At 70.3% G+C, this 25373-nt stretch carries 29 protein-coding genes, 1 tRNA gene and 1 other RNA gene; 3 read left to right on the top strand and 28 right to left on the bottom strand.

The annotated features are described in order from the left end of the window. Positions 1–5: 5 nt before the first annotated feature. From QM582_RS15175 to QM582_RS15160, 4 genes are all read right to left on the bottom strand, one after another. Positions 6–1709 carry an LpqB family beta-propeller domain-containing protein gene (locus tag QM582_RS15175; protein ID WP_415085768.1) on the bottom strand — a complete coding sequence of 568 codons (1704 nt, stop codon included), beginning with the start codon at positions 1707–1709 and terminating at the stop codon, positions 6–8. Further along, positions 1706–3253, bottom strand: a complete 1548-nt coding sequence (gene mtrB / locus QM582_RS15170; RefSeq protein WP_415085766.1) for an MtrAB system histidine kinase MtrB — start codon at positions 3251–3253, stop codon at positions 1706–1708. Before mtrB ends, QM582_RS15175 begins: the two co-directional genes overlap by 4 nt. Continuing rightward, positions 3250–3945, bottom strand: coding sequence for an MtrAB system response regulator MtrA (gene mtrA, locus QM582_RS15165; protein ID WP_415085764.1), 696 nt, complete (start codon positions 3943–3945; stop codon positions 3250–3252). Before mtrA ends, mtrB begins: the two co-directional genes overlap by 4 nt. A gap of 174 nt (positions 3946–4119) precedes the next feature. Continuing rightward, complete coding sequence (locus QM582_RS15160; RefSeq protein ID WP_415085762.1) at positions 4120–4680, bottom strand: YqgE/AlgH family protein; 561 nt, start codon at positions 4678–4680, stop codon at positions 4120–4122. 96 nt (positions 4681–4776) lie between these two features. On the opposite strand from QM582_RS15160, the gene QM582_RS15155 reads away from it, so the two are divergent. Further along, complete coding sequence (locus tag QM582_RS15155) at positions 4777–5652, top strand: aminoglycoside phosphotransferase family protein (protein WP_415085760.1); 876 nt, start codon at positions 4777–4779, stop codon at positions 5650–5652. A gap of 202 nt (positions 5653–5854) precedes the next feature. On the opposite strand, the gene ssrA is transcribed toward QM582_RS15155, so the two are convergent. Both ssrA and QM582_RS15145 read right to left on the bottom strand, forming a co-directional pair. After that, positions 5855–6224, bottom strand: a transfer-messenger RNA (tmRNA) gene (gene ssrA / locus QM582_RS15150). A 51-nt stretch (positions 6225–6275) separates the two neighbouring features. After that, positions 6276–6890, bottom strand: coding sequence for a DUF1707 and DUF4870 domain-containing protein (locus tag QM582_RS15145; RefSeq protein ID WP_415085759.1), 615 nt, complete (start codon positions 6888–6890; stop codon positions 6276–6278). A gap of 204 nt (positions 6891–7094) precedes the next feature. Here QM582_RS15145 and QM582_RS15140 point away from each other — a divergent pair, with 204 nt between their 5' ends. Continuing rightward, positions 7095–7859: a maleylpyruvate isomerase family mycothiol-dependent enzyme gene (locus tag QM582_RS15140; RefSeq protein WP_415085758.1), complete on the top strand. Its 765-nt coding sequence runs from the start codon at positions 7095–7097 to the stop codon at positions 7857–7859. Positions 7860–7908: 49 nt separating this feature from the next. Here QM582_RS15140 and smpB read toward each other — a convergent pair whose 3' ends face one another. The 19 genes from smpB to QM582_RS15045 form a co-directional block, all read right to left on the bottom strand. Then, positions 7909–8379 carry an SsrA-binding protein SmpB gene (gene smpB, locus QM582_RS15135; RefSeq protein ID WP_415085756.1) on the bottom strand — a complete coding sequence of 157 codons (471 nt, stop codon included), beginning with the start codon at positions 8377–8379 and terminating at the stop codon, positions 7909–7911. A gap of 63 nt (positions 8380–8442) precedes the next feature. Then, entirely contained in the window at positions 8443–9786 is a 1344-nt protein-coding gene (locus QM582_RS15130; protein ID WP_415085754.1) for a peptidoglycan DD-metalloendopeptidase family protein, read from the bottom strand. Between the two features lie 48 nt (positions 9787–9834). Then, positions 9835–10737, bottom strand: coding sequence for a permease-like cell division protein FtsX (gene ftsX, locus QM582_RS15125; protein ID WP_415085752.1), 903 nt, complete (start codon positions 10735–10737; stop codon positions 9835–9837). A gap of 55 nt (positions 10738–10792) precedes the next feature. Continuing rightward, positions 10793–11476: a cell division ATP-binding protein FtsE gene (gene ftsE / locus QM582_RS15120; protein WP_415085751.1), complete on the bottom strand. Its 684-nt coding sequence runs from the start codon at positions 11474–11476 to the stop codon at positions 10793–10795. Between the two features lie 258 nt (positions 11477–11734). After that, on the bottom strand, positions 11735–12844 hold the full coding sequence (prfB, locus tag QM582_RS15115) for a peptide chain release factor 2 (protein ID WP_415085749.1): 1110 nt from the start codon (positions 12842–12844) through the stop codon (positions 11735–11737). 57 nt (positions 12845–12901) lie between these two features. After that, the gene (locus QM582_RS15110; protein ID WP_415085747.1) at positions 12902–15193 is read right to left on the bottom strand and encodes an excinuclease ABC subunit UvrA; all 2292 of its coding nucleotides are present in this window, start codon (positions 15191–15193) and stop codon (positions 12902–12904) included. An 11-nt stretch (positions 15194–15204) separates the two neighbouring features. Then, entirely contained in the window at positions 15205–16179 is a 975-nt protein-coding gene (locus tag QM582_RS15105) for an adenosine deaminase (RefSeq protein WP_415085746.1), read from the bottom strand. A 60-nt stretch (positions 16180–16239) separates the two neighbouring features. Then, complete coding sequence (locus tag QM582_RS15100) at positions 16240–16593, bottom strand: TfoX/Sxy family protein (RefSeq protein ID WP_415085744.1); 354 nt, start codon at positions 16591–16593, stop codon at positions 16240–16242. Positions 16594–16596: 3 nt separating this feature from the next. Beyond that, complete coding sequence (locus tag QM582_RS15095) at positions 16597–16968, bottom strand: nuclear transport factor 2 family protein (protein WP_415085742.1); 372 nt, start codon at positions 16966–16968, stop codon at positions 16597–16599. Then, on the bottom strand, positions 16965–17429 hold the full coding sequence (locus QM582_RS15090; protein ID WP_415085740.1) for an SRPBCC family protein: 465 nt from the start codon (positions 17427–17429) through the stop codon (positions 16965–16967). The genes QM582_RS15095 and QM582_RS15090 overlap by 4 nt, the downstream gene beginning before the upstream one ends. Next, on the bottom strand, positions 17422–17757 hold the full coding sequence (locus tag QM582_RS15085) for an ArsR/SmtB family transcription factor (RefSeq protein WP_415085738.1): 336 nt from the start codon (positions 17755–17757) through the stop codon (positions 17422–17424). Before QM582_RS15085 ends, QM582_RS15090 begins: the two co-directional genes overlap by 8 nt. 233 nt (positions 17758–17990) lie before the next feature. Further along, positions 17991–18272, bottom strand: coding sequence for a hypothetical protein (locus QM582_RS15080; RefSeq protein WP_415085737.1), 282 nt, complete (start codon positions 18270–18272; stop codon positions 17991–17993). Positions 18273–18411: 139 nt separating this feature from the next. Continuing rightward, a complete protein-coding gene (locus QM582_RS15075) occupies positions 18412–19083 on the bottom strand; it encodes a 2'-5' RNA ligase family protein (protein WP_415085736.1) in 672 nt (223 codons plus the stop codon). A 160-nt stretch (positions 19084–19243) separates the two neighbouring features. Then, positions 19244–20383, bottom strand: a complete 1140-nt coding sequence (locus QM582_RS15070; protein WP_415085735.1) for an NADH:flavin oxidoreductase/NADH oxidase — start codon at positions 20381–20383, stop codon at positions 19244–19246. Between the two features lie 190 nt (positions 20384–20573). After that, complete coding sequence (locus QM582_RS15065; RefSeq protein ID WP_415085733.1) at positions 20574–20939, bottom strand: winged helix-turn-helix transcriptional regulator; 366 nt, start codon at positions 20937–20939, stop codon at positions 20574–20576. A 97-nt stretch (positions 20940–21036) separates the two neighbouring features. After that, positions 21037–21450: a VOC family protein gene (locus QM582_RS15060; protein ID WP_415085732.1), complete on the bottom strand. Its 414-nt coding sequence runs from the start codon at positions 21448–21450 to the stop codon at positions 21037–21039. Between the two features lie 61 nt (positions 21451–21511). Beyond that, a complete protein-coding gene (locus QM582_RS15055; RefSeq protein ID WP_415085730.1) occupies positions 21512–21937 on the bottom strand; it encodes a helix-turn-helix domain-containing protein in 426 nt (141 codons plus the stop codon). A 65-nt stretch (positions 21938–22002) separates the two neighbouring features. Beyond that, positions 22003–22794: a 2,3-bisphosphoglycerate-dependent phosphoglycerate mutase gene (locus QM582_RS15050; RefSeq protein ID WP_415085728.1), complete on the bottom strand. Its 792-nt coding sequence runs from the start codon at positions 22792–22794 to the stop codon at positions 22003–22005. Position 22795: 1 nt separating this feature from the next. Then, on the bottom strand, positions 22796–23146 hold the full coding sequence (locus tag QM582_RS15045; RefSeq protein ID WP_415085727.1) for a MerR family transcriptional regulator: 351 nt from the start codon (positions 23144–23146) through the stop codon (positions 22796–22798). A 60-nt stretch (positions 23147–23206) separates the two neighbouring features. On the opposite strand from QM582_RS15045, the gene QM582_RS15040 reads away from it, so the two are divergent. Further along, positions 23207–23827 carry an RBBP9/YdeN family alpha/beta hydrolase gene (locus QM582_RS15040; protein WP_415085726.1) on the top strand — a complete coding sequence of 207 codons (621 nt, stop codon included), beginning with the start codon at positions 23207–23209 and terminating at the stop codon, positions 23825–23827. Here QM582_RS15040 and QM582_RS15035 read toward each other — a convergent pair. The 3 genes from QM582_RS15035 to QM582_RS15025 all read right to left on the bottom strand — a co-directional run bounded on the left by QM582_RS15035 (position 23817) and on the right by QM582_RS15025 (position 25234). Continuing rightward, a complete protein-coding gene (locus QM582_RS15035) occupies positions 23817–24659 on the bottom strand; it encodes an NAD-dependent epimerase/dehydratase family protein (RefSeq protein ID WP_415085724.1) in 843 nt (280 codons plus the stop codon). The two genes, QM582_RS15040 and QM582_RS15035, sit on opposite strands and share 11 nt — an antisense overlap. Positions 24660–24706: 47 nt before the next feature. Further along, positions 24707–24783: transfer RNA gene (locus tag QM582_RS15030), tRNA-Val, on the bottom strand. Between the two features lie 28 nt (positions 24784–24811). Then, a complete protein-coding gene (locus QM582_RS15025) occupies positions 24812–25234 on the bottom strand; it encodes a DUF3052 domain-containing protein (protein WP_415085722.1) in 423 nt (140 codons plus the stop codon). Positions 25235–25373: the final 139 nt, after the last annotated feature.

Below are 25373 nucleotides of genomic sequence, written 5' to 3'. Positions count from 1 at the left end.
ACCTCTCAGGGCAGGCAGACCGCCTGCACCTTGTCCAGCCACGGCTCCCAGGTGAAGTCGTCCACGAAACGCCAGGTCTGCCCGTCCGGGCCGCGCAGCACGGCCCGGTCCGACACCCCGACCGCCAGCTGCACCGGCGTCGAGGTGTCGTTCGGGCCCAGGTCGGTGGACATCGCTCCCTCGCTGTCCAGGCTGACCACCCGCGCCATCGGGGTGCCGCCGAGCAGCACCATCAGGTCCGCGAGCCCGGCCCAGCCGACGTCCAGCGCGGGCTGCCCGCTGGGTGCCCAGGTGGCCGAGGTCAGCTCCCGCCAGCCGATGAAGCGCAGCCGGTCGCCGGTCCGCACGATCGCCGCGACGCCCAGGCTGGAACGGCCCTGGTTCTCCACCACCACCGCCACCCGGACGCCGTCCGGCGCCGGGGCGAAGCTGCGGATCCGGCCCGGCGGCAACCCGGCCGCGTCCACCGCCAGCTCCCGGCCGTCCTTGGCGGCCCGCAACCGGGCGCCTCGGGTGCGATCCAGCACCGCCCAGAGCTCGCCCTGCCGGGTCCATCGGACGCCGACGAAGTGGGATCCGCTCAGCTCCACCCGGCCGGCGCCGTCCCGGACGCCGATGCTGCGCACCCGGGTGCCGTCGTCGGTCACCACGCCGAGCACTTGCCCGTCCGGGCGCACCGCGACCGCGCTGGGCCGGTTCGTGACGCCGTTGACCGGCTGCGGCGCGGACAAGGGATCCACCCAACTGGCCCGCTGCAGGGTGCCGTCCCGGACCAGGTAGACGCCGTCGACAGCGCTGGTGGGCACCGGGGCGCCCTGCCCGAAGTCGGAGGTGGTGACCACACCGCCGGTGCCGCCGACCTCCCAGAAGGTGCCGTCGCCGCGGATCCGCAGCCCGTTCACCCCTTCCAGCGAGCTCAGCGACCAGGCCAGTTCGGCCGCCAGCCGGCGCCGCGCGTCCGTGTTCAGCCGGTCCATGTCGCCGGTCAGGTCGACGGTCGCCACGCCGGCCGCGTTCAGCGTCACCGAGGACGCCTCGAGCGCGGTCGGCAGCGCCGCCCGGTACGCGGCAGCGGCCGTCCGGTCCGGTCCGGTCAGCACGGCGCGGACGGTGGCCAGCAGGCCCGGTGTACCGGTCTGCACGAACCGGGGATCGGGCACCAGCCAGTTGCCGGTGGCGTCCCAGAAACAGACGTCGGAACGCACCCAGGTGCTGGCGAACAGCGACTGGGAGACCAGCAGCCCACGCGGCGGGCGGGAGATCCGCCACTGCAGGTCGGTGTCGCGGACCAGGCCGAAGTCGTGATGCAGGTCGGTGCTGGCCGGGGTGAAGGAGCCGTGGGTGTCCAGCGTCCCGACCAGCGGCGCGGTGAGCACCACCCCGGATTCGCTGACCTGCGGCGGATAGCCGCCGGCGTAGATCTCGACACCCGATTCCGGACGCCACTGCGCCGCCGCCTCTTCGGTGAGGAACTGCCGGGCCACCGAATAGCCCGGCTGGTAGGTGGCCATCGCGTGCAGGAAGCCTTCCACGATCAGCCCCGGCGATGCGCCCCGGGCCGGCGGCACCGGCGCGATGTCGACGCCCGGGTTGGCCTGCTGCTGGGCCGGCGAGTGCCGCTCCACCGGGCCCGCGGTCGGCACGGTCACGCAGCCGGCCAGCAGGGCCAGCCCGACGAGCACCGCCGCCGCGACCCGGAGCCGTCTCATACCGCCGCCTCCGCGTCGTCGGGAACCGCCGGCCAGGGCGAGGAGACGAAGCCCTCCCCCGCCTTGCGCGGCACGGTGAGCCGGAACTGGGCGCCCCGGCCCGGACGTCCCCAGGCGTTCAGCCAGCCGTTGTGCAGCCGGGCGTCGCCCAGGGCGATGGACAGCCCGAGCCCGCTGCCGCCCACCGTCCGGCGGCGGGCCGGGTCGGCCCGCCAGAACCGGTTGAACACCTGGTGCGCCTCCGCGGCGCTGAACCCCACCCCGTGATCCCGGACCGCCACCGCCACCGCCGCCTCGTCCCCGCGGACGTGCACGCTCACCGGTCGGCCCTCGCCGTGTTCGATGGCGTTGGTGATCAGATTGCGCAGCACCCGGCGGATCCGCCGCGGGTCGACCTCGGCCAGGCAGGGCTCCGGGGCGTCCAGCTGCAGCGGCGTCCCGTAGCGCTGGGCCAGCCGGGACTGAGCCTCCAGCTCTTCGGCCGCGATCTGGCTCAGGTCCACCTCGTCCAGGTTCAACTCGGCCGCCCCGGCGTCGAACCGGCTGATCTCCAGCAGGTCGGTGAGCAGTTCCTCGAAGCGGTCCAGCTCGGCGGACAGCAGTTCGCTGCTCCGGGCGGCCAGCGGATCGAATTCCTCGCGCTGGCCGTGCAGCACGTCCGCGGCCATCCGCACCGTGGTCAGCGGCGTCCGCAGCTCGTGGGAGACGTCCGAGACGAATTGCTGCTGCACCCGGGAGAGGTCCTCCAGCTCGGTGATCTTGCGGTCCAGCTCGGTGGCCATGTGATTCATCGAACGGGCCAGGCCGGCCAGGTCTTCGGTGCCGCGGACCGCCATCCGGTCGTCCAGGTGGCCGGCGGCGAGCCGCTCGGCGGCCAGCCGCGCGGCCCGGATCGGGCGCAGCACCTGCACCGCGATCAGGTAGACGGTGGCGACCACCCCGACCAGCACGATCAGCCCGGCCACCAGGGTGGCCCGCTGCACCACGGCCAGCGTCTCCGCCTCGGGCTGCTGGGTGAACAGGAAGTACACCGGGTAGCGGGTGCCTCCGGGCGCCGACAGCGCCGAACCGATGGCCAGGCCGGGGACGGCGGGGCGGGCGTCCGCGAACCGGATCTCGGTCGGCGTGGAATAGACGCCGTCCGAGCCGAGCACCGCACGGCGCAGCGCCTCCGGCACGCTGGCGTAGTCCAGGCCGGCCGAGCCGATGTCGGAGACCGGGCCGGCCACCACCACGTAGTACTGGTTGCCGACCGAGCCGCGGTAGGCGGCGTCCCGGGCCAGCTGGGTGAGCCGTTCGTTGATGGACGCGGTGCGCAGGTTGAGGGTGCGCAGATCGCGCTGCATTCCGTCCAACACCACGGACGCCTCGGCCAGGCTGGACTGCTTCTTGCCGTCCAGGATGCCGCGGGAGGACTGGTCCATCAGGAACCAGCCGGTGGCGGCCAGGATGGTCAGCGCGGCGACCAGGGCGGTGACGACGACCCGGAACGGCAGCGAGCGCGACCAGGGTGTGCGCCCGGTCCGCTCGACGTCGGCGTTCATGACGGTTCGCGGGAATCCCCGGCCCGGTAGCCGACACCGCGCACGGTGACGATGATCTCGGGATGCTCCGGGTCGTGCTCGATCTTGCTGCGCAGCCGCTGCACGTGCACGTTCACCAGCCGGGTGTCGGAGGCGTGCCGGTAGCCCCAGACCTCTTCCAGCAGCAGCTCCCGGCTGAACGCCTGGCGCGGACGCCGAGCCAGCGCCAGCAGCAGATCGAATTCCAAGGGGGTCAGCGGGATCAGCTCGGAGCCGCGGCGCACCGTGTGTGCGGCGACGTTGATGGTCAGGTCGCCGATGGTGAGCGTGCCGGAGTCGTCGGGAAGGTGGCGGCGCAGCCGGGTGCGGATCCGGGCCAGCAGCTCCTTGGCCTTGACCGGTTTGGCGATGTAGTCGTCGGCGCCGGCTTCGAGGCCCTCGACCACGTGGCGGGTGTCGGAGCGCGCGGTCAGCATCACGATCGGGACGCCCGAGATCGCCCGCAGGTCACGGCAGACCGCGACCCCGTCGCGGCCCGGCAGCATCAGGTCGAGCAGCACCAGGTCGGGCCGGTATTCCCGGAACGATTCCACGGCGCGCAGCCCGGAGTTGCACCAGGCGGAGTCGAAACCGCTTGTCCGCAGGACGAGTTGGACCATTTCGGCCAGAGCGGGATCGTCGTCGACCACCAGAATGCGTTGGCTGCGTTGCATGCCGTCCGACACTGGACCCCCTTGCTCGTCGACGTCCCGGACCGTGCTTGCAGTGTAGTGGGCCGGTGCCAGAGCCTCGCGGCGCGACCCGGCAGGATCCGACACCGTGTCGGATTTCCGGACGCCGTTGGCGAGGGTACGCCATTCCCGCCGCCCGGTGGGCGCGGAGCGGGATCAGTTGCGTTCCGGGGTGGAGGTCCAGCTGGCCAGCAGAGCCAGGTCGCCGCCCTGACGGCGCAGCACCCGCCGCCACAGCGTGTCGGGATCCCGGTCGTAGACGTCGGCGTAGGTGGCCCGCACCACGTGCCACCAGCCCTGCTCCAGTTCGTGTTCCAGCTGGCCGGGAGCCCAGCCGGCATAGCCCGCGAAGATCCGCAGGTCGCGGTAGGCGCCGTCGGCGATCTCCACCGGGGTGTCCAGATGCAGCAGGCCGACGGCGTCGAACAGCGACCGCCAGCCCGGCGGTTCCTCGTCCGGACGCTGCGGCGAGGCCAGGCAGATGGCGCCCTCCTGCGACACCGGGCCGCCCTCGAAGAGCACCTGCGGTTCGCTGACCAGCGGCGCCCAGGCCGGCAACGCGCTGCGCAGGTCGATGGTGGCCTCGCGGTTCAACATGACGCCCAGCGAACCCGACTCGTCGGCGTCCAGGACCAACACCACGCTCTGGTCGAAGACGCCGTCGCTGAGCTCGGTGCTGGCCACCAGGAGCACACCGGGAGTCGCTTCGACCGTCATGAAGACAGCATGCCACCGCGATCGAGGTCCGATGCGGTGGATGGGAACCAGCGGTCGCCGAGCACGCCCTCGGGCGTCCGGCTATCGTCTGCCCCTGTGACCAGCGGATGGGCACCCGACCCGAGTTGGACGCCAGTGGGCGGGGCCGAGGGCGGCGCGACCGTCGGCGTCTGGCGGACCGCCCGCAGCGACGGCCGGTGGATCGTGAAGCGACTTCGTCGGACGTCCACGGACGATTGCCGCTCGTTCACCTGGTGGCGGCGTGAGATCGCGGTCGCCGAGTCGGGCATTGCCGCCCACTTCGAGGGCCTGATCATGCCGGCTTGTCGGGTTGAGGAGGACGCGGACGGCGCCACGCTGTGGTCGAGGGAGGTAGTCAGCACAGCGATTCCGGCTGAGGTGGCCGCCTCGGCTCTGGGACGGTTCGCCTCGATCAAGCTCACCGATCCGGGATGGTTCACCGTCGGCAGGCTCCGTGATCGTGTCGCGATCGCGGCCGACATCGGGCTCGACGCCGTCGATGCGGGGACGTTCGAGCCCGGCCTGTGGCGGCTGATGGAGGAGTTGTGGACCTCGCGCGATGAAGCCCTGGAGCTGCTCGATCGGCTTCCCCAGGTGCTCTCGCACGGCGATGCGCTGCCCCGGAACCTGCTTCGCCACGATGGCGCCACCGTGACGGCCATCGACTGGGACCAACTGGGCTACGCGCCGGTGGGCGCCGATCTGGCCAGCTTCGGCATGTGGTCATCGGCACCGACGGAGACGCTGATCCGGCGCTATCTCGAGAGCAACCCGGCCGATCGATGGTCAGAGGCCCAGGTTCGGGCCGGCGTGGCGTTGACGACCGCGCTGATCGCGATCTCCCGGGTGATCAGGACGACCTCGACTCCCGGCGCCGGCGGCTACCGCGATCGGCTCCGCGGTTCGCAACCTCAGCTGGAACACGCGGCACGGCTGGTCAGGACGCGGTAGGGCTCCGGGTCGAGCAGCGTGTCGCAGACTGCCACCGCAACATCGCGCTGACCGTCGCTCAACGTGAGCGCATCGAGGCGGTTGCTCTCGCACACCTGCGCCGCCAACAGGACGCTCTCAGCCGGCAACCCGGACGACGACGCCACAGAACGCCAGAACCTCGCGCAGCAGGTAGCTGCACGAGGTTCTGATAGGGACACCTAAGTGGAGGTGGGGGGAGTTGAACCCCCGTCCTCAGAAGGTGAACCAGGACTTCTCCGGGCGCAGTTGACTAGGCGGTTTTCTCGGCTCCTACCCTCGCGTCAACACGTGGTAGCCAAGCCCAGTTCCAGTAAAGTCCCGAGCCGCCCCTGGAACCCAGGCGGCTCAGCAAGCCTTCTAAACGAGGCCAGTAACCGGACGGAAGGCTACGTCCGGGCTGACCCTTCGGTCACTGCTCAGGCAGCGAGAGCGAAGTCTGCGCGAGTGTTGTCGGCAGTTATTGGTTTTCCAAGGATCGTTAACGAGATGTCCTTGGATCCTCGGCCCGCTTCTCCTGGGACTACCGTCCCGAGTCGAAACCAGTCACCCCCTATTGAGTTGTCCGCCTGCGACCGCTGGACGCCGACGAGCGTGTCAGTCTATCAACGTTTGCGCTCGGACAAAACTTCCCACGGCACCAGGGCGCGGACCGGGTTGCGCCAGTCCTTGCCACGTCCGGCGCCGATCGCGCCCAGCACGGTGAACACGACCCAGATCACCGTCCAGATCCGGGCCACCGGATTGCCGTCGCCGGGCAGCAGCCAGCCCACCATGCTGGCCGCCAGACCCAGCGCGGAAGCCACCAACTGCCAGTTGAACGCCTTCGCCGCCTCCCGCTTGGCGTAGGAGCCGACCGGGCTGATCGCCCAGATGATCAGCGGTCCGAACAGCCAGAGCAGGAACGGCGACAGATGCGCCAGCACCGCGGTCGTGGTGCTCCGGTCAGGGCCGGTCCGCACCGGCACCACCTCCCCGGTGACCGCACCGCCCGGCTCGTAGCCACGGTGACCGTAGCTCAGCGGCTCGATCGGCAACGGGCCGTCCACGGCGGCGGCCAGTTGGTCCAGCCGGTCGGCCATGATCACCCGGGACATCCGGGCCTCGAACTCCGCGGAGGTCATCCGGCCTTGCCCGAAGGCCTCCCGCAGGCGCCGTTCGGCGCCGTCTCGGTCCTGTTTGGAAACACTGTCGACGGGAGCGAAGAAGTCGTGGGTCATGTCGTCAAGGATTCGTCGCGGGGGGCGGAGAGAGTATCGGGCGCGGCCCTGCCCGTCCCCGGAGCCGGCAGTCAGGGGTGGCCCGGCGCGGATAATCGCAGCGGCCGACAACGGGCGGGTTCCGGCACCGACTGCCGTGCCGGAACCCGCCCGTTCCGCCGAACCTCTTGGCCCGGAACGACCCGAAGGCCCTACGGTGAGCCCATGCCCAACACGCTGGATTTCGCCGAGCTCGGCGAGGGAATCGGGGACGCCGCGGCCGTGCTGCGCAACAACGCGGCGGCAGCGGGACTGGACGCCCCGGTGCCGACCTGCCCCGGCTGGACGGTTCGCGACCTGGTCACCCACCAGGGACTGGTGCACCGCTGGGCGACCGCCACCGTGCGCGGCGAGCCGGCGCGTCCGGACGCCGACGTGGCGGCCGAGGCCGCCTCTGCCGTCGACCTGCTGGAATGGCTGGACGACGGGCTCGTCGACCTGCTGAACGCGCTGGCGTCGGCGCCGGCCGACCTCGATGTGCCGTTCTTCCTGCCCGACGCTCCCCCGCCGCGGCAGGCCTGGACCCGGCGGCAGTGCCACGAGACCACCGTCCACGCCATCGACGCCATGGCGGCCAAGCTGGGCCGGGCGCCGCGGGCGTCCGAGTTGTGGGTCTCCCCCGCACTGGCCCGCGACGGCATCGATGAGCTGCTGCTCGGTTTCGCGCCCCGGGACAAGTACAGTCCGCGCGCGGCGCAGCCCTGCGACATTGCGGTGACCACCGCCGACGGGATCGGAGCCTGGACGGTGACCCTCGGCCCGGACGCCTGCACGGCCCGGGTCGGCGCGTCCGACACCGCGACGGCCCGGATCACCGGAACCGCCCGAGGAATCTACGCCGCGCTGTGGAATCGAGGCGGCGACTGGACGGTCTCCGGCGACACGGCCCTGGTCCAGTCGTTCCGGGACCAGTTGCGGGTCACCTGGTAGCTCCGGTTTACGAGGTGAGGCGAGAGGCAGGGGGCGAGCCGGGAAGTACCTACCGGCGGTTCCGGGCGGCCAGCTCGCGGGCGGCCTCCCGGTTGGCGTCACGCTCGGCGATGGTCTGGCGCTTGTCCCAGGCCTTCTTGCCGGTGCCGACGGCCAGTTCGACCTTGGCGTAACCGTCCTGGAAATAGAGCGCCAGCGGCACGATGGTCCGTCCGGACGCCGTGGTGGCGCGCTCCAGCTTCTCGATCTCGCGGCGGTGCAGCAGCAGCTTCCGGTTGCGCCGGGCGGCGTGGTTGGTCCAGGTGCCGAAGGCGTACTCGGGGATGTGCGCGTTGCGCAGCCACACCTCGCCGTCGTCCACCGTGGCGAAGGCGTCGGCCAACGAGGCCCGGCCCTGCCGCAGCGACTTCACCTCGGTGCCGGTGAGCACCATGCCGGCCTCGAATTTCTCGCCGATCTCGTAGTCATGGCGCGCCTTGCGATTCTGGGCGACCATGATCCGCCCCTTCTCTCGTGGCATCGCCGCACACTCCCCGTCCGGTTGGTGAAAGCGCTCAGACTACCAAGCCGGCAGCCGGCGCCCTCACAGCCAGTTCATCGGGTTGACCACGCCGCCGTTCACGTAGACCTGGAAGTGCAGGTGGCAACCGGTGGACAAGCCGGTGGTGCCGACGTAGCCGATCACCTGGCCCTGCCGGACCCGCTGGCCGGCGTGCACCGCCATCCGAGACTGATGCGCGTAGCCGGTCGAGACGTAGCGGCCGCGGACGATGCCGTGGTCGATCACCACGTAGTTGCCGAAGCCGCCCTGCCGGCGGGCGCTGGCCACCCGTCCGTTCGCGACGGCGTAGATCGGGGTGCCGCAGGAGGCGCCGAAGTCGGTGCCGCGGTGCATCCGCCAGATGTGCAGGATCGGGTGGTAGCGCAGCCCGAACGGTGAGCCGGCGGGGGCGTTCACCGGGCGGATGAAGCCGCGGGACGACTGCCCGCTCGGCTTGCTCGGCACGTACTTCTTTCCGGCCTTCTTCGCGGCCGCCCGCCGCTTCGCCTCGGCCGCCGCGGCCTTCTTGCGGGCGATCTCGGCGCGACGCCGGATCTCGGCGCTGATCGAGGCGTCCTGGGCCTGCAACCGGCGGTACTTGGCCTGCTCGGCGTTCAGGTCGGCCTGCGCCGCCTTCCGCGCCTTCGCCAGTTTGGCGACCTGACCGGCCACCACATTCCTGGCTGCGGCCGCCTTGGCCTGCAGCACCTTCAAGCGGGCCAGATTGGCCTCCGCCTCAGCCTTGTCGGCGGCGATCTCCTTCTCGATCGCGGCCTGGGCCTTCTGTGCCGCCTCCAACTTGGCCTGCAACTGCCGCAGCCGGGTCATCTGGGCGCTGGTCGCGTCGAAGATCGTCGTCGACCACTGCAGCCGCTGGGAGAGGTCCCCGGTGTCGGCGGAATCGAAGACCACGGTGAGACCGACCAGATCGGTCTGCTGCTGGTACGCCTCGCGGGCCGCCTGGCCCATCAGCCGCAACTGGGCGTCCACCTCGGCCTTGGCCGCGATCACGGCCTTCTTGGCCGCTTCCAGCTTGGCCCGGGCCTGCGTCAGCCGGCGTCCGATGGCGGCGTCGACAGCTTTGGCGTCCGCCACCGCATCGTTGGCGGCGGCCTGGTTGCGCTGCGCCTTGGCCAGCGCCGACTGCGCCTTGGCCAGGTTCTGCAGCGCCTTGGAGACCTCGGCCTTGGACTCGCTCACGTCCGCGCGGGACGAGACGATCGCCTTGCGGACGTCGTTGCGCTTGTCCTTCAGATCCTCAGCGCCCGCGGCTGTGCCGAGGCTGAAGGTCAGCCCGATCGCCAGCATGGCGATCAGCGGACGCAGCAGTCGCCGCGAGATGGTGAGCGGCGTGTCCTTCGTGGTTCGGCAGGTGGGGGAAGACACCTGGTTCACGATGAGGCCCCAATCGGTCGGACGAGGGCCTCGCGGTGCTCAGACCCTCAAATACTTTCGAGTGGCTATCACCGTCGGGACGACTGAGAGGACGACACCAACGGCAACGACCCCTAGCATCGCTAAACCAACGTGAGGCCAACCAATCCACTCGACACTCTTGAGTGAGGGTTGAGCCTTGTCGATGATCAGGAATTGCTGCACCGCAGCGAGCGATCCGCAGGCAAGAATCGCGCCGAACAGCGCTGCAACGAGAGATTCCAGCAGGAACGGCAGCATGATGTACCAGTTGGACGCGCCCACCAGCCGCATGATCCCGAGCTCGCGACGCCGGGAGAAGGCCGCCATCTTGATGGTGGTGGCGATCTGCAGCGAGGCGGCCAGCAAGAGCAGCAGACTCAGCCCGATCGTCGTCCACTTGGCCACGTTGAGCCACTCGAACAGCGGGTTGAGGTACTGCCGCAGGTCTTGGACGGCCTGGACGCCGGGCAGCCCGGCCACCGCCGAGACCACCCCCTCGTACTGCTCCGGGTTCTTCAGCTTCACCCGGAACGAGTCCTGCATCATCTCGAGCGTCATGTCGGCCAACACCGGGGAATCCTTGTAGACCCGCTGGAAGTCCTCCCAGGTCTCCGCCTTGCTCTCGTAGTAGACCGTCGCCACTTCGGGGTTGGTCTCCAGCGCGGTGCGGATGGTCTGCTTCTGGGCGTCCGTCGGGTCCTGACCGGGTTCGCAGTTGCGGCCGGTGGACTCCTTGACGCACAGGAAGACGCTGATCTCGATCTTGTCGTACCAGCGGCCCTTGGCCAGTTCGACCTGTTGGGCGCCCAGCAGTCCGCCGCCGAACAGGGTGAGCGAGACCCACATGGTGACGATCACCGCGAGGGTCATGGTCAGGTTTCGGCGCAGGCCGGACCAGGCCTCACGCAGGGTGTGCCGCATGGCGGGCTCCTTCGAGGATTCGGGACGGGCGGGGCAGGATCATCGCGGTGCTCATCTAGTACCCGTAGACGCCCTTGTCCTGGTCGCGGACGAGTTCGCCGTCCACCAGCTCGATCACCCGTTTGCGCATCTGGTCGACGATCGCCGAGTCGTGGGTGGCCATCACCACGGTGGTGCCGGTGCGGTTGATCTGGTCCAGCAGCTTCATGATGCCGATGCTCGTGGTCGGGTCGAGGTTGCCGGTCGGCTCGTCGGCGAGCAGGATGGCCGGCCGGTTCACGAACGCGCGGGCGATCGCCACCCGCTGCTGCTCACCGCCGGACAGCTCCTCCGGCAACCGGTTGCCCTTGCCGTCCAGGCCGACCAGCTCGAGGGTCTCCGGCACCACCTTCTTGATCGCGGAGGTCGGCTTGCCGATCACCTGCAGGGCGAAGGCGACGTTCTCGGTGACGGTCTTGCCGGGCAGCAGCCGGAAGTCCTGGAACACCACGCCGAGCTGCCGACGCAGCCCGGGCACCTTCCAGCTGTGCAGCTTGCCGAGGTCCTTGCCGGCGACGAAGATGCGGCCCTTGGTGGCCCGGTACTCGCGCAGCACCAGCCGGATGAAGGTCGACTTGCCGGAGCCGGAACTGCCGACCAGGAAGACGAACTCGCCCTTGTCGATGGTGACGTTGATCCCGGACAGCGCGGCGCGGCGCTGGCCCTCGTAGATTTTGGTGACGTCCTCGAACGTGATCACGGCGCTACTCCGGTCGGGCTCGACGATTGGGGAAGTTCCTGAGAGAAATTCAGCCGACCAGGTTGGAGTCTAGGCGAGGTGCGCGCCGGCGTCCGTCACGCCACGCCCGCTCGATCGTGCCCGGCCGGCGAGAAGGCACCGGGGAACAGACTCCGGCCGATCCAACCGCTCGCCTAACTATTTCGCGCTCGCTGAGTTCAGCGAGCGCGAAATAGTTAGGCGAGCGGTTCAGTGGGGGCCGAGTGTGCCGGCCAGAGGTCAGCGGTCGCCCTGCTGGCGGCGCCAGCGGATGCCGGCGTCGATGAAGCCGTCCAGGTCGCCGTCGAAGACCGCGTCCGGGCTGCCCACCTCGTACTCGGTGCGCAGGTCCTTCACCATCTGGTACGGGTGCAGCACGTAGGAGCGCATCTGCGAACCCCAGGAGTTGCCGCCGTCGCCCTTGAGCGCGTTCAGCTCGGCCTCGCGGTCGCGCCGGGCCCGCTCCAGCAGCCGCGACTGCAGCACCTTCATCGCGGCCACCTTGTTCTGCAGCTGGCTCTTCTCGTTCTGGCAGCTGACCACGATGCCGGTCGGCAGGTGGGTCAGCCGGACGGCGGAGTCAGTGGTGTTGACGCTCTGCCCGCCGGGACCCGAGCTGCGGAAGACGTCCACCCGGACGTCGGCCTCGGGGATGTCGATGTGGTCGGCCTCTTCGGTGACCGGCAGCACCTCGACGCCGGCGAAGGACGTCTGCCGCCGGCCCTGGTTGTCGAAGGGGCTGATCCGGACCAGCCGGTGGGTGCCCTGCTCCACGCTCAGCGTGCCGTAGGCGAAGGACGCCCGGACGGTGAAGGTGGCCGACTTGATGCCGGCCTCCTCGGCGTAGGAGATGTCGTACACCTCGGCCGGGTAGCCGTGCCGTTCGGCCCAGCGCAGGTACATCCGCAGCAGCATCTCGGCGAAGTCGGCGGCGTCCACTCCCCCGGCCTCGGACCGGATGGTGACCACCGCGTCCCGCTCGTCGTAGTCACCGTTCAGCAGGGTGCGCACCTCGAGCGCCTGGATGTCGGTGGACAGCCGGCTCAGTTCGCGGGCGGCCTCGGCCATGGTGTCGGCGTCCGACTCCTCCTGAGCCAACTCGATCAGCACGGCGGCGTCGTCGATCCGCTGCCGCAGCCCGGTCAGCCGATCCACCTCGGCCTGCAGCGCCGACAGCTTGGAGGTGACCCGCTGGGCGTTCTCCTGGTCGTTCCACAGATCGGGGGCGGAGGCCTGGTCCTGCAGCTCGGCGATCTGCTGTTTCTTGGCTTCGGGGTCGAGCACGGCCTCGATCGACGTCAGCGTCTTGTCGAGTTCGTTGAGATCGGATTGCAGATCAGCGGCAGCCACGAGGGACGAGTGTACCGTCCCGGCACTCACCGCTCGCTCGCCGAGGCTTCGACAGGCTCAACCCGCGGCGGCGGCCTGGGCCAGGGCACGTCCGGTCAACGAGGTTTCGTCGTCGACCAGCTCGTCGGGCGGGCCGGCGAACACCAGGCGTCCGCCGTCGATGCCGGCACCGGGACCGATGTCGATGACGTGGTCGGCCCGGGCGATCACCCGCAGGTTGTGCTCGACCACGACCAGGGTGGTGCCGCGCTCCAACAGGTCGTCGAACAGGTCGTTGATCCGGTCCACGTCGCTGGGGTGCAGGCCGGTGGTGGGCTCGTCCAGCACGATCCACTCCGAGCCGAGATCGGACGCGCCGGCCAGATGCCGGGCGATCAGCAGTCGCTGCTTCTCACCACCGGACAAGGTGTCCAACGACTGCCCGACGGCGGCGTAGCCGAGCCCGACCCGGTCCATCCAGCCCACCGCGGCGACGATGTCGGGACGCCCGGCGAACAGCTGGGCGACCTCGTCGGCGGTCATCGCCAGCACGTCGGCGATACTGCGTCCGTCGATCGTGACGCCCAGCGCGGTGGGGTTGAACCGGGAGCCGTCGCAGGCGTCGCACGGGGTGGCCACGTCGTCCAGGAAGGCGAGTTCGGTGGTGATGTAGCCCTTGCCGTTGCAGACCGGGCAGGCGCCCTTGGAGTTGAAGCTGAACCAGGCCGGTTCCAGCCCGGACGCCTCGCCGAACGCCTTCCGGATGCTGTCGGCGACGCCCAGGATGCTCAGCGAGGTGGACCGGACGCCGCCGCGCAGGGCGTCCTGGCCGACCACGGTGAACCGGCGTTGCTGCCGGGGCAGCTCGATCGTGGCCAGCGAGCTCTTGCCGGAGCCGGCCACCCCGGTGACGGCGGTCAGCACCCCGATCGGGATGTCCACGTCGAAACCGGTCAGGTTGCGGGCCCGCGCGTTCCGGACCGGCACCCAGGAGTGGGGCCGAGCCGGCTGTCGCTTCACCACGAGGCGTTGCGCCAGCACCCGTCCGGTGGGCGTGTCGCTGCCGGTCAGCGCCTGCGACGTCCCTTCGAACAGGATGCGGCCGCCGTCGTGCCCGGCGCCCGGCCCGAGGTCGACGACATGGTCGGCGATCCGGATCACCTGCGGGTGATGCTCCACCACCAGCACCGTGTTGCCGGCGTCGCGGAGCCGCTGCAGCAACCGGGTCAGCCGCAGCACGTCCGCCGGGTGCAGCCCGATGGACGGCTCGTCGAAGACGTAGGTCACGTCGGTGAGCGCGCCGCCCAGGTGCCGGACGATCTTGACCCGCTGCGCCTCGCCGCCGGACAGGCTGGACGACTCACGGTCGAGGCTCAGGTAGCCCAGGCCGACCGAGATCAGGGCGTCCAGGACGGTGCGGATGCCGTCCAGAGCGGGCGCCACCTCGGGAATGGTCAGCTTCTCCAGCAGGTCGTGGAGTTCGCCGACGCTGAGCGCCAGCCAGTCCACGATGGAGCGGCCCTCGATCAGGCTGGCCCGGGCCGCGGTGTTGACCCGGGCGCCGTGGCAGTCCGGGCAGGGCCGCTGGGTGGTGATCCGGTCGAGCTCCTCGCGCACCTTCTTCGAGATGTTCGCCGGCCGGTTCTTCACGTAGACGTCGCGCAGCCGGGTGACCACCCCGTCGAACCGTCCGGACGCCGGGAAGCGCGGGTCGGGATGGACCGGCTTGACGCCCTCGGCGTAGAGGAACAGGTCCATCTCTTCGGGGGTGTAGTCCCGCAGCTTCTTCGACCGATCGAAGAAGCCACAGTAGGCGAACCGCTTCCAGCGGTACACCCCGGGCCGGAAGTTCGAGAACCGGACCGGCCCCTCGTCGATGGTCTTGTCGAGATCGATCAACTCGTCCACGTCGATGTCGACCACGGTGCCGATGCCCTCGCAGGCCGGGCACATGCCCTTAGGGTCGTTGAACGAGTAGGACGCCGAGTAGCCGGCGGACGGCACTCCGGCGCGGGAGAAGACCAGCCGCAGCAGCGGCGCCAGGTCGGTGGCGGTGGCGACGGTGGAGCGGGCGTTCGGGGTGAACCGGCGCTGGTCGATCAGCACGGTGAAGGTCAACCCCGCCATCGCCTGGACGTCGGGCGCCGGCAGTTGCGGCAGCCGGGCCCGCAGGAACGCCGGATAGGAGTCGTTGACCAGCCGCTGCGCGCCGGCGGCGATGGTGTCGAGCACCAGGGACGATTTGCCGGAACCGGAGACACCGGTGAAGACGGTCAGCGCCTTCTTCGGGACCTCCAGGCTGACCTCGCACAGGTTGTTGGTGGTGGCACCGACCACGCTGATCCGGTCGGGGGCGTCCTGATCGTCCATGCCGACGAACCCTAGTGCCCCGGCCCCTCACCCAGCAGCCGGGCCTTCTCGACGTCCGAGGCGAAGCTGGCCTCGATGCTGTTGCGGGCCAGCTGGGCGATCTCGGCCTCGGACAGCGCGAACGCCTCGCGCAGGGCCGCGACCACGTCGTCCAGATAGCCGCCGAAGTAGGCCGGGTCGTCGGAGTTCACCGTCACCCGCACCCCGCGGCGCAACAGGCCGACGATCGGGTGCGCGGCCAGGTCGGGCACCACCTTGAGCCGGACGTTGGACAGCGGGCACATGGTCAGCGGCATCCGCTCGGCGATCAGCCGTTCGATCAGCTCGTCGTCCTCGACCGCGCGGACGCCGTGGTCGACCCGCTCCACCCCGAGCACGTCCAGGGCGAGCCGGACGTAGCTCGCGTCACCCTCTTCGCCGGCGTGGGCCACGGTGCGCAGCCCGTCCGCACGGGCCCGCGCGAACACCTCGGCGAAGGGCTCGGTCGGGTAGCCGAGCTCGGTGGAGCACAGCCCCACCCCCAGCAGCGGGACGCCGGAGTCGACCACCTGCTGGTAAGCGGTCGTCGCCTCCTCCGCGGGCAGATGCCGCAGGAAGGTCAGGATCAACCCGGCGCTGATGCCGTATCGCTCCTCCGCCGCGTCCAGCGCCCGGTGCACGCCACCCAGCGCCACCTCGGGCGCGACACCGCGGGCGGTGTGGGCTTGCAGGTCGAAGAACACCTCGGCCCGCTTGATGCCGGCGCGCTGCGCCCGGGCCAGGTAGGCGTCGGTGAGGTCGGCGAAGTCCTGCTCGGTCCTCAGCACCTGCATGTTGGTGTAGTACAGGTCGAGGAAGCTCTGCAGGTCGGTGAAGTCGTAGCGCGAGCGCAGATCGTCCAGATCGGCGTAGGGCAGCCGGACGTCGTTGCGTTCGGCCAGCGCGAAGATCAACTCCGGCTCCAGCGTTCCTTCCAGATGCAGGTGCAGTTCCGCCCAGGCAGTCATCGACCATCCCCTCTCGTCGTGCCCAGCTTGGCACGGCTGTCGACCCGGCGGCGCAACCTCCTACCGCTGCGCGCGGGTGGTCGCGCGATTGTGATCAAGGGCGACCGCGAGCCACTCGGACAGCCCCTGATCGGTGCCGACGGCGTCCGGGGTGACCTCCACCCAGCCGGGCCCCATCGTCCGGCCGGCGCCCATCTCGGCCTGGGCGGCGCCGGGGCGTCCGAGCAGTTCGTCGTGGTGCTCGGCGGGGACGCGGACCAGCAGGCCGCCGCTCTTCAGCGCACTGACCACCAGTTTGTCGTTGACCATGAAGGAGCGTCCGCCGAACATCGGCACCTCCCGGGTGGACGGCTCGGCCGCCAGCAGGTGCCGGAGGCGCCCGATCAGTTCGGACTGCGCGGCTGTCGCGGCCACGGCTCAGCCTTCGGACGGCGGGCCGAAGGCGAGCCGGTCGAAGATCAGCACGCTGTCGCTGATCAGGCCGTCGCGCACGGTGAAGCACTCGGCGGCGGGCGCGGTGTCGGTGACCGCGGTCTGCGGGTAGTAGAACAACGCCACCCGCGCCGTGCCGGCCCGTTCCGGATCGGCGAACTCGGCGATCTCGCCGATGCCGGTGAGCAGCGGCGCGAAGCCGGCCAGGTAGCTGCGGTAGGCGTCCTTGCCGGCCAGGTCGACCCCGGGCGCGCGGCAGGTGATGTCGTCGGCGACCAGCTCCATGGCGCGGTCGAGATCGCCGGTCGTCCAGGCCTGGTGGTACTGCCGGACGACGGTGGCTGCGGGCGTGGTCATGGTTGCTCCTGGTGGTTGCGGGTGGTTCCGTCCGCGAGCGGACGCCAGTGGTCGGGCCCGGGATCGCCGCCGGACGCCGCGATCGCCAACCGGGGCACGAAGTGCTGCCAGCCGTCCCGATGACCCGGGACCTCGGTGTCCGGCAGGCCGGAATGGGTCAGTTCGAGCCGGGTGCCCTGCGCGACGGCGGTGAGCCGGAACTCGACCGTGGAGGCGCCCTCCGGCAGCCCTGGGCTGCCGACGATGCCCCAGGAGACCCGGACGCGGCTGGGCGGTTCGACGTCCAGGTAGCGTCCCCGGATCGGATAGCCGGCGATGTCCACGGCGAAGGCGCCGCCGGGCCGCGGATCGAGGGCGGCGTGCTCCCCCATCCAGGCGGTCATGCCGGCGTCGGTGGTCAGGTACTCGAAGACCACCTCGGGCGGCGCGGCGATCTCGATCGAGGTGGTGTAGTCAGCCACGGCTAGCCTCCTCGCGGGCCTCGATCACGGACTTCAGCGCGGCCAGCTTGGCCGGCCAGAAGTCGTCCAGATACGAGCGGACCGCCGCCAGTCCGTCGGTGTTCACCGCGAACAGGTGCCGGGTGCCGTCCTTGGTGCGCCGAGTCAGTCCGGCCGCCCGCAGCACCCCGAGGTGATGGGACGCTGTCTGCTGCGACAGCCCGACCTCGTCGGCGATCTGCCCGACCGGACGCGGCCCGTTGCGCACCACCGCCAGAATGGCCCGCCGGTTCGGATCGGCCAACGCCCGCAAGGCCCGGTCCAGATCGCCCACCGGCTCCGCGATCATCGTCGGCCTCCCCCGGTCGCTCGTCGTAGCGACAGGCTAAAGCACAAGTATTCATTTGTACAGACAATCATGCGTGGATCGTGCCCAGCCGCGGCCGCCACGTCCCCGGCCGGGTCGATTGCGGACGCGGACGCGAAGAAGGGCGACACCCTCAGGTGTCGCCCTTCTTCGTGAAGAGTCTTGCGGAGTGCGCGGCGCCGCGTGGCCCGATGGCTAGCGAAGCGCCGCGGCGATCACCGGCTGGCCGGCTTGTCGGCCACCCGCACGAGCGTGAGCTGCAGGCCGACCAGGGCGATCACACTGACCCCACCGGCGATCATCGCGATCACGGACTGGGTGGCGAAGCCGGCGGCGAAGATCGCCACGGCCACGGCGATCAGGATGCCCACGGCGGCGCGGACGGCCACGGTGGTGCCACGATCGGCGAGCACGGCGGCGCGGAGGTCGGCGAGGCCGTAGTCCTCCGCCTTGGTTGCGACATCGGACGGGCGGGCGTTGATCTGCTGAGCAGACATCGGTCTGTGTGTTTCTTTCTGTGTGAGTGCAGAGCACCTGCCGTGCCCTGCACGGCGGCGTGCGCCCCTCGAACGGGGCATACCCCATATTAGTCTCTTACACCATTAATTGCAAGGTGTGCGCCCCCTGACCGCTCGATCATTCGGGCGGGGTCGACCCCGACTGCTCCGGGGCGGCACCAGGCCCGAGGCGGGCGAGGGAGATCAGCCGGGTCCCCTCGCCCGAGAGGACCTTGTCGGTCCGCACCACCTCCACCTCCCGGACGGTCAGCCGACCGAAGTTGGTATGTCCCAGATTCCTGACCCCGGTCCGCACCACACCGACCGACGGCCGCAGAAAGCGGGCGACGTTGACGAACCCGAGCAGCCGCCGTGCGGCAGGAAGCCGTATTGATGCCCGGTCCTCGACTGCGGCGCGGAGCCGCCACAACTCGCCCGAGAAGTCCCAGACCTGGGCGTACACCGATAGTGCCGTCATCGCGACGCCGCGCAGTTCCACCTGAAAGGGCGGGAAACCAGCGGCCGCCTGAGCGACCCGGTCGCCGAGCGCCTTCTCGCCGAGAGGCGAGGCGTCCAGATTCGCGACGGTGAGATGAAGGTCACTCGCCGGATACAGGTAGTGCTCCTCAATGCCGGGAATCCCGCTGGCGACACGATGCACCGCACGGCCGAGCCCTCGCGGTAGCCGGACGACGCTTGTCGTGCAGGAGAACTGAGGATCGCCGAGCACGACGATGGCCCGACCACCGATGGGACGCGAGCGCAGCCGAACCGAAGCGAATCCCAAGGCCTGAGCCGTCCTGCGCATCACATCGCCATGATGTCGCACCCGAGCCGGCTACGAGGTGGACCTGGCCACCTCCATCGTGCGTCTCTGCCCGGATCGAGCGACACGGTCCGAGCAGAACTGATCGGCGGGCGGCCGTTGGACGGCCTGCACCGCTGGACGTCCGGCGAGTTCGGCGAGGTCATCAGGAACGGGCGGAGACCGGGGTGTGCCAGTTCGCCCGCCAGAACTGCGGCGCCACGGGGATGTCGGCAGCCGGGACTCCGAGCCGCGCCGCGGCGGTCGCGGCCCAGTGCGGGTTGCGCAGGGCGGCACGACCGATGGACACGGCGTGGGCCTGGCCGGTGACCAGGATGGTCTCGGCCTGGGTGGGGTCCTCGATCATGCCGACCGTGCTGATCACCGCGCCGGTGCCGGCCAGTGCCGCGGCGATGCCGGCGGCCAAGGGAACCTGGTAGCCGGGTCCGACCGGGATGGCGGCGCCGCCGCCGAGCCCACCGGAGGAGACGTCGATCCAGGTCACGCCCTGGTCGGCGACCAGTGTGCGGGCCAGCCGGATGGACGCGTCCAGGTCCCAGCCGTTCTCGGTCCAGTCGGTGGCGCTCAGCCGGATGCCCAGCGGCTTGCTCGCCGGCCAGGCCTGCCGGACGGCGTCCACGACCTCGCGCAGCAGCCGGGTGCGGCCCCGTTCGTCGCCGCCGTAGCCGTCGGCGCGGGTGTTGGTCAGCGGCGAGTACGACTGGTGCAGCAGGTAGCCGTGGGCGGCGTGGAGCTGGACAGCGTCGTATCCGGCGGCGTCCGCGCGCCGGGCGGCCTGGACGAACGCGGCGATCACCTGGTCGATGCCGGCCCGGTCGAGTCGTTCGGGAGCGTCCAGTCCCGGGAGCACCGGCTCACCGGTGATGCCGACGGTCGCCCAGCCGCCTTCCGCGACCGGAACGGTGCCGTCGGGCTGTCCGGGAAGCCACGGATAGGTGGACGCCTTGCCGCCGGCGTGGTTCAGCTGCACGGCCGCGGCGGCACCCTGGGAGTGCAGGAACGCCACGATCCGTGCGTGCGCGGCCTGCTGCTCGTCGGTGTACAGGCCGAGATCCCGCGGCGAGATCCGTCCGCGCGCCTCGACGCCGGTCGCCTCGACCGCGACCAGACCGAACCCGCCGGCGGCGAACGCGCCCAGGTGCTGCAGATGCCATTCGGTCGGCACCCCGTCCTCCGCGGCGACGTTGTACTGGCACATCGGCGCGACGAACGCCCGATTGCGCAGGGTCAGTCCGGCGGAGTTCGGGGCGGGGATGACAACGGGTGAGAAGAGCGTTGTTGGCACTGTCTTTCGACCTCTATCTAGGTGCTTTGTGAGCATTCGGCACAGCACTCCCGGCGGTTGCGGGCTCGCTGTGGCGGCCGGTCGCCGTCGTCGGGTGATGATCCGGGGCGGTCCGGTGGCCTGCCGCAGCACCCACGGTATTGTTTTGATACCGGTTACTTCAAAGGAACCGGCAGTGGGACGCCGGGCGTCAGTCCAGGGCGCAGCCCGCGCGGCGCTGCGCCTCCTGAATCTCGGGCACGTAGGTCTCGGCCCAGTCTCGGAGAGCACACAGCGGCACCAGCAGCGAGCGCCCCAGCGAAGTCAGCGCGTACTCGACCCGGGGCGGGTTCTCCTCGCAGTCGGTGCGCGAGACCAGCCCGTCGGTCTGCAGCGCGCGCAGGGTCTCGGTCAGCACCTTCGGCGTGACGCCCTGGATCTGCGCCTTGAGCTGCGAGAACCGCATCGGCCGGTCCGCGAGCGCGGTGACCACGAAGATCGTCCACCGCGCGCCGATCCGGTTCAGCACCGTCCGGCTCGGACAGGTGGCAGCCATCACGTCGTAGGCCTTGGACACCGGGTCGTCCTCCGTGTTCGTTGCGGTCGTCAGTATCAAAACCATACCCCGGAGCGGACGTGGCCGGCGCGGTCCGCGCGTCCGGGTGCCCAGATCCCTAGTTGCCGTGCTGCTGGATCCGGATCGCGTTGCCGGACGGGTCGCGGACGCCCATGTCGATGCCGTAGAAGTGCTCGGTCGGTTCCTGGGTGAAGTCGGTGAACCCGCGTCCGCGCAGTTCGTCGTACAGGGCGCGGACGTCGTCGCAGAGCAGCACCAGTCCGCTGCCGAGAGCACCCTTGGCGATCAGTTCGCGGAGCAGTTCCGTGCTGGCCGGGTCGTGGGCCGGCGCACCGGGGGTTTCGAGCATGATCTCGGGGCCCGCCCCGCCCGGGACGCGGACGGTCAGCCAGCGGTAGTCGCCCTGTTGGACATCGTTGCCCTTCTCCAGGCCGAGTTTGTCGACGTAGAAGTCCAGTGCCTCTTCCTTGTCGAGGACGTACACGGTCACGACGTTGATCGCGGTGAGCATCTCGGTTCAGTTCTCCATTCTCCGGACTGCTCCACCGTAGGCGGCGGCCACGCCCTGCGCCTTATCCAAACCTGCTCAGTTCCGTCGCCGGCGTGCGTCCGGACGGCCGCATGGTGGCGAGTTGGACGCAGTGCGGCGTCCGGATCGGCCCGTTGGCCGCGCGGTAGGCGCTCGGGGTCTGTCCGACGACGCCCTTGAAGGTGCGGCTGAACGTGCCGACGCTGCCGAACCCGACGGCGAAGCAGATCTCGGCGATGGTGCGCGGGGTCTCTCGAAGCAGGAACATGGACCGCTCCACCCGCCGCCGCTGCAGGTACCGGTGCGGCGACTCGCCGAACGCCTGGCGGAAGGTACGGCTGAAATGGGCCGGGGATACGTGCGCGACGGCGGCGACCGCCGGCACGTCGAGCGGAGCCGGGTAGCAACGATCCATCGCGTCCCGGGCGCGGAGCAGGCGCCGGTTGCGTTCTTCGGTCTCGCGGCTCACCCCCGCAAGCCTAGAGCGGCGGTGTGCGCGAACTGCCCCGTAAGCAGGTGCGCTTCGGCGAGGGGTCACGTGCCGCCGGCGTCGGCTACCTTCTTCGCGGCCGCCCGGGCCGCGTCGGGGTCGAGGTAGCGGCCGCCGCGGGGCACCGGGTGCATCCGGTGATCGAAGTCGTAGACCAGGGGGTGCCCGGTGGGGATGTTCAGGGCGATCACCTCCGGCTCGGTGAGCCGGTCCAGCACGACGCACAGCGCTCGGATCGAGTTCCCGTGCGCGATGACGAGCACCGTCCCGCCCCGGCGCAACTCGCCGTCCAGTTGGGCGTGCCAGAGTCCACCGACGCGACCCCGCACGTCGTCGAGGGATTCGGTGGCGGTCACCGCCCGCGCCGGCAGTCCGGCGAGGGCGGGCTGTTCCCGCAGCTGCCGGATCAGCTCCTCGTCCATCGGCGGCGGCTGCCCGGTGAGGGTGCGCCGCCACCGGATGAACAGCTCCGGCCCGTAGCGGGCGAGCACGTCCGCCTTGCTGAGCCCGGTCAGGGCGCCGTAGTTGCGTTCGTCGAGCTGCCACACCGCCCGGGTCGGGATACCGGGCCTGGCGAGCGTGTCCCGCACCAGTTGCGCGGTGTCGCGGGTGCGGGTGAGCCGGGACGTGTAGATCAGGTCCGGGACGATGTCGGCGTCGGCCAGCAGCCGCGCGGCGTGCCTGGCCTCCGCTCTCCCGCGCTCGGTCAGCGGCACGTCCAGCAGCCCGGTGAACCGCCCTTCGGCGTTGTAGCTGCTCTCGCCGTGGCGCAGCAGCACCAGCCGGCCGGCAGCCGGGTCCGGCGCACTACGCGGATTCACGAAGGCTGCTGCCATCTCACCTGACCTGGGCCAGCCTGCGGAGTTGCTGCTCCCTCTGCCGGATTTCTGCCCGCCGGGCGCTGAGGCGTTGGGCCAGGGAGTCCAGTTCGGCGCGCAGGTCCGGGCACATCTCCAAGGACACCCCGTGATCGCCGCTGCGGGCACAGTCGAGGTAGCGCCGGATGAGGGAAGTGCCCATGCCGGCGGCGATCATGGCCCGGATCTGGGCGACGCGCACGATGTCGTCGTCGGAGTAGTCGCGATATCCGCCGGTGGTGCGAACCGGGACGAGCAGCCCTTGATCCTCGTAGTGCCGAAGCGCCCGTGGGCTTACCCCGGTCAGCCTGGCGAGTTCGCCGATGAGCACCGTCGTCCTTCCTGCTCGACTTGACCTTCACGCTGATGTGAAGCCGTAGCGTCCTGCGGCATGACCTCTCAAACAGCCCAGACACTAGGCACAACGCCGCATCGTGCGCTGATCTTCCACGGCTACGGTGCGACTCCCGGGGACCACTGGTTCGGCTGGCTCGCCGACCAGTTGGACGCCGCCGGCATCGCAACCATCATCCCGCCGCTGCCGGACCCGCTCAGTCCTGACCGCGAACGGTGGGACGACGCGGTGCGCGCCGCTGTCGGCGCAGTCGACGAGGGGACGGCGATCGTCGCGCACAGCCTCGGCTGCCTGACCGTGCTGCGCTACCTGCGCACTCTGCCGGGGCCGTGGCGGCTCGGCACGCTCGTGCTGGTGTCCGGATTCGTCGCCCCGTTGCCCGCGCTCCCCGAACTGGACGACTACATCGGCGACGGCTGCGACCTGACCGGCCTTGCCGAGCGCATCGACCGGCTGGCCGTCATTCGCTCGGACGACGACCCTTTCGTCCCTCCCCCGCTCACCGACCGGCTGGCGGGCCTGCTCGGCGTCGCGCCGCGCATCGTGCCCGGCGCGGGTCACTTCCTCGCCGACGACGGCGTCACGACCCTGCCCGAAGCACGTGATGCGGTCATCCCGCTGCCGCCGAGGGGCCGGCGGGCACGGTTCACAAGGTGAGGAACCCGGTGCGCCAGCTGGGGTGATCGAGCCGGAGACCGGCGCGTCGGGCTTGAGCATTGGAGACCGGCCGGCCGATGTCGCCGCAGGAGACCGAGGCCGGGGAGGGCGCGCCGACTGCCGCGGCGAAGGCCGGTACCCAGTCGTGCCCGGCTGCCGGGTCGTCGTCGACCACATTCCAGATTCCGGCGTCCCAGTCCAGCGCCGCGACTGCCGCGCGGGCGGCGTCGCCGACGTGGATGAACGAGGCCACCGTCTCGGTCGCCGGCAGCTGACCCTGCTGCGCCTGACGGCCGAACAGGTCCTGCCGTGAATACCAGGTGCCCGGGCCGTAGAGATAGCCGAAGCGCAGCACCACTCCCGCGGGGATTTCCTGTACGGCGGCCTCCAATGACTGAATCGACCGGACGACTGCCCGCCGCGGCTCGGGCGCCTCCAGATCCAACGGGTCATTCTCCCCGGCGGGTTCGCGACCCGGCCGACACACCCAGGAGATGCTCTCGGCGACCATTCGTTCCACCCCGGACCGCTGTGCCGCTTCGACCAGATGGCGGGTTCCGACGATCCGCAGCTGGGTGGTGCTGGCGCGGTCTCCGCTGCCCAGATCGGTGAGCAGGTGCAGGATCGCGTCTGGTTGGGCGCACTCCACGGCGTCCAGGACGCCGTCCCGGTCGAGGGCGTCGAGCACGACCGGGCTGGCGCCGAGTTCGGCCAGCAACCCGGTCTTCCCGGCGCTGCGGGTCGTGGCGACCACCTGATGTCCCGCGCCCGCCAGCAACGGGATGGCATTGCGACCCAGGACACCGGATCCACCGGCCACGAAGATACGCAACCCGACTCCTTCGTCCGAAGAGGTCATTGGTGTGAACAACGACGCTCTGGTGGGCGCAGAGGGACTCGAACCCCCGGCCACCTCCTTGTAAGGGAGGTGCTCTAACCAACTGAGCTATGCGCCCGCAGCCGTCCGGCGGTCCATTGTGCCAGCTAGCGCCGGATTCCCTTCGGACGGACCAACTTCTGCGCCTGCCACCCGGGCGAGACCGACGCCGGATTCGCCAGCGCCAGCCCGGCGGTCAGCGCACCCTCGGCGATGTCGGTCGGATCGACATAGTCGGGACGCCCCACCTTGGGGGTCAGCAGCCAGATGTAGCCGGTGGGTGACAGGTCGGTGAGGGCGTCCACCAGACCGTCCACCACGTCGCCGTCGCTCTCGCGCCACCACAGCAGCACCACGTCGACGGCCTCGTTCGACTCGTACAGCAGGTCACCGTCGATGGCGTCCATCACCGCATCGCGCAGCGCTTCGTCGACGTCGTCGTCCCAACCGATTTCCTGCACCGCCAGGCCGGCGCTCAGCCCGAGGGCAGCCACCTCCGTAGCGCTTGCCGAGCCGTCCGTGCTGGCCACCTGCCTACTCCCCAGTCTTATGAGACAACGTTCGTCGCGGCCTAGCCTGCCAGACTTCCGCGCCGGACGGAAAGCGCGGACACGGCAGTGGGCCGGTGACCGCAACAGCGGAACACCGGCCCACGGCGCGTTCGTTCAG

Origin of the sequence: Micropruina sp. (assembly GCF_047607385.1) — a bacterium.
Classification (GTDB): Bacteria; Actinomycetota; Actinomycetes; order Propionibacteriales; family Propionibacteriaceae; genus Micropruina.
The sequence above is the reverse complement of the archived record's forward strand: the minus strand, read 5'-3'. Positions and strand labels throughout refer to the sequence as shown.